Raw genomic sequence first — 2,532 nt, forward strand, 5'->3', positions numbered from 1 at the left:
CACGTTGAGGGCTTTGTAGCCCTCGAACGTCGCGTTCACCGGATCGGTGTCGATGCAAAGCGGCTTCTGTCCCTTGCCGGCTTTGTACTGCGCGATGGTGGCCGCGATCATCGACTTGCCGACGCCGCCCTTGCCTTGCAGAACCATGTGAATTTTCGCCATTACAGTAAATCCTCTTTCTTTGGAGTCGCATCAAACGTGAAGCCGCCGATCTTGGGCGGCTCACTCTTGGATTCCGAGGCCGGCGGGGCGGCCTTCGGCTCGGGCTTCGCGCCCTTGGGCTGGCTGTCCGGGGGAGTGGCGGGAGGCGGCGGGGAAGCTACCGGCGCGGCCTTGATGTACCGCTTCACGTGCTGGGTGAAGGTTTCGTACCGACAGCGCAGCCGGCCGGTTTCCTTCATGTGCTCCCAGATCGTTTTCATCGCATAGCCCGCATCGAGCGCCGCTTGAACGTCGCTCTTGACGGCCAGGAACGCGACCACGTGCTTGTCCTGGCGCGGCTTCTTGGCTTCCCGTCCCTTCACCCATTCAGCCAGCTCTTCGGGGTAGGTCTTTGGCATCGTGTTCGTCCATCTAATCCTCTCATCGCAAATGTAACGCTACTAAGCGGCGCTACGGCAACGCAAAAAGTCCGCTATCGGCGTGCATTGGCACGCTTCGATAGCGGCATTATGGGCCATTGTGGCGGTTTTCGCTATATCCGTTGCTGCTTTTGCGGCCTGATAGCGCGATAGTTGCGGATAAATCGTAATGGCTGGTGTAGACTTTCCTTGGTGTTATTAACGCCGTAAGGCGGGCAGGATGTGTGAAGTTAGCTAACCGGCGAGCCGGTTATCTATCTTCACTGTCCCTTATTCGCGCCGGGGGCGCTCAACGGGTCATCCTGCTCTGCGAGGCAGCCGGCTACCGCCGGCATGAGAGACGAGGCGAGGCATGGAGAACGACGAAAAGGAACACGGCCGCCGGCGGCGGCAGCACCTGCGGGTGCCGGTGTTCCCCGAAGAGAAAGACGAGATCGAGGCGAACGCCAAGAGGGCGGGCGTCAGCGTGGCGCGCTATCTGCGCGACGTGGGCCAGGGCTACCAGATCAAGGGCGTCATGGACTACCAGCACGTGCGCGAGCTGGTGCGCGTCAACGGCGACCTTGGCCGCCTTGGCGGCCTGCTCAAGCTCTGGCTGACCGATGACGTGCGAACGCTCCAGTTCGGCGAGGCGACCATCCTGGCCCTGCTGGGCCGGATCGAGGCCACCCAGGACGAAATGAGCCGGATCATGAAGGCCGTGGTTCAGCCGAGGGCCGAGCCTTGACTTCTTTAGCGGCTAAAAAGCCGGAGGGGCGGCCATGATCGCCAAGCACGTGCCGATGCGCTCGCTTGGCAAGAGCGACTTCGCGGGCCTGGCGAACTACATCACCGACGCCCAAAGCAAAGACCACCGGCTGGGCCACGTGCAGGCGACGAACTGCGAAGCCGGTTCCATCCAGGACGCCATCACGGAGGTGCTGGCGACCCAGCACACGAACACCCGCGCGAAGGGCGACAAGACCTACCACCTGATCGTCAGCTTCCGGGCCGGCGAGCAGCCCAGCGCCGACACCTTGCGCGCGATTGAGGAACGCATCTGCGTCGGGCTGGGTTATGGCGAGCATCAGCGAATCAGTGCCGTCCACAACGACACCGACAACCTGCACATCCACATCGCCATCAACAAGATTCACCCGACGCGGCACACGATGCACGAGCCGTACTACCCGCACCGGGCGCTGGCGGAACTCTGCACGGCCCTGGAGCGCGACTACGGCCTGGAGCGCGACAACCACGAGCCGCGCAAGCGCGGCGCGGAGGGCCGGGCCGCCGACATGGAGCGGCATGCCGGCGTTGAAAGCCTGGTCGGCTGGATCAAGCGCGAGTGCCTGGACGAGATCAAGGGCGCGCAGTCCTGGCAGGAACTGCACCAGGTCATGCGGGACAACGGAATGGAGCTGCGCGTCCGCGCCAATGGCCTCGTGTTCGAGGCCGGCGACGGAACGATGGTGAAGGCGAGCACAGTAGCCCGCGACCTTTCCAAGCCGAGCCTGGAGGCGCGGCTTGGCCCGTTCGAGGCTTCGCCCGAACGGCAGGCGCAAACCACCGCGAAGCGGCAGTACCGCAAAGACCCCATCCGCCTTCGCGTCAACACCGTGGAGCTGTACGCGAAGTACAAGGCCGAGCAGCAGAGCTTGACCACGGCGCGCGCCCAGGCCCTGGAGCGCGCCCGGCATCGCAAGGATCGGCTGATCGAGGCGGCCAAGAGGTCGAACCGCCTGCGCCGCGCCACGATTAAGGTGGTCGGCGAGGGCCGCGCGAACAAGAAGCTGCTGTACGCCCAGGCGAGCAAGGCCCTGCGCAGCGAACTCCAGGCGATCAACAAGCAGTTCCAGCAGGAGCGCACGGCCCTCTACGCCGAGCACAGCCGGCGCACGTGGGCCGACTGGCTCAAGAAGGAGGCGCAGCACGGCGGCGCCGACGCCCTGGCCGCCCTGCGCGCCCGCGA

4 protein-coding genes are annotated in these 2,532 nt (G+C 64.6%); 2 read left to right on the plus strand and 2 right to left on the minus strand.

Annotated features, from left to right (window positions below; translation table 11 throughout):
- Both N878_RS17535 and N878_RS17540 read right to left on the minus strand, forming a co-directional pair.
- A partial coding sequence (locus N878_RS17535) for an ArsA-related P-loop ATPase (RefSeq protein WP_031303391.1) occupies positions 1 to 162 on the minus strand: 162 nt, incomplete at its 3' end.
- A complete protein-coding gene (locus N878_RS17540; protein ID WP_001127128.1) occupies positions 162 to 560 on the minus strand; it encodes a TraK family protein in 399 nt (132 codons plus the stop codon). The genes N878_RS17535 and N878_RS17540, both read right to left, overlap by 1 nt.
- Before the next feature lie 373 nt (positions 561 to 933).
- On the opposite strand from N878_RS17540, the gene traJ reads away from it, so the two are divergent.
- Positions 934 to 1,308 (plus strand): conjugal transfer transcriptional regulator TraJ, encoded by a 375-nt coding sequence (gene traJ / locus N878_RS17545; RefSeq protein ID WP_000426567.1) that lies wholly within the window; start codon positions 934 to 936, stop codon positions 1,306 to 1,308.
- 34 nt (positions 1,309 to 1,342) lie between these two features.
- Positions 1,343 to 2,532 (plus strand): TraI/MobA(P) family conjugative relaxase (gene traI / locus N878_RS17550; RefSeq protein ID WP_021444900.1); only part of this gene is annotated, 1,190 nt, incomplete at its 3' end.

It is taken from the genome of Pseudomonas sp. EGD-AK9 (genome assembly GCF_000465935.2).
Classification (GTDB): domain Bacteria; phylum Pseudomonadota; class Gammaproteobacteria; order Pseudomonadales; family Pseudomonadaceae; genus Aquipseudomonas.

Coding starts and splice junctions, on each gene's coding strand:
- traJ (WP_000426567.1), top strand. CDS start 934: ATGGAGAACGACGAAAAGGAACACGGCCGCCGGCGGCGGCAGCACCTG.
- N878_RS17540 (WP_001127128.1), bottom strand. CDS start 560: ATGCCAAAGACCTACCCCGAAGAGCTGGCTGAATGGGTGAAGGGACGG.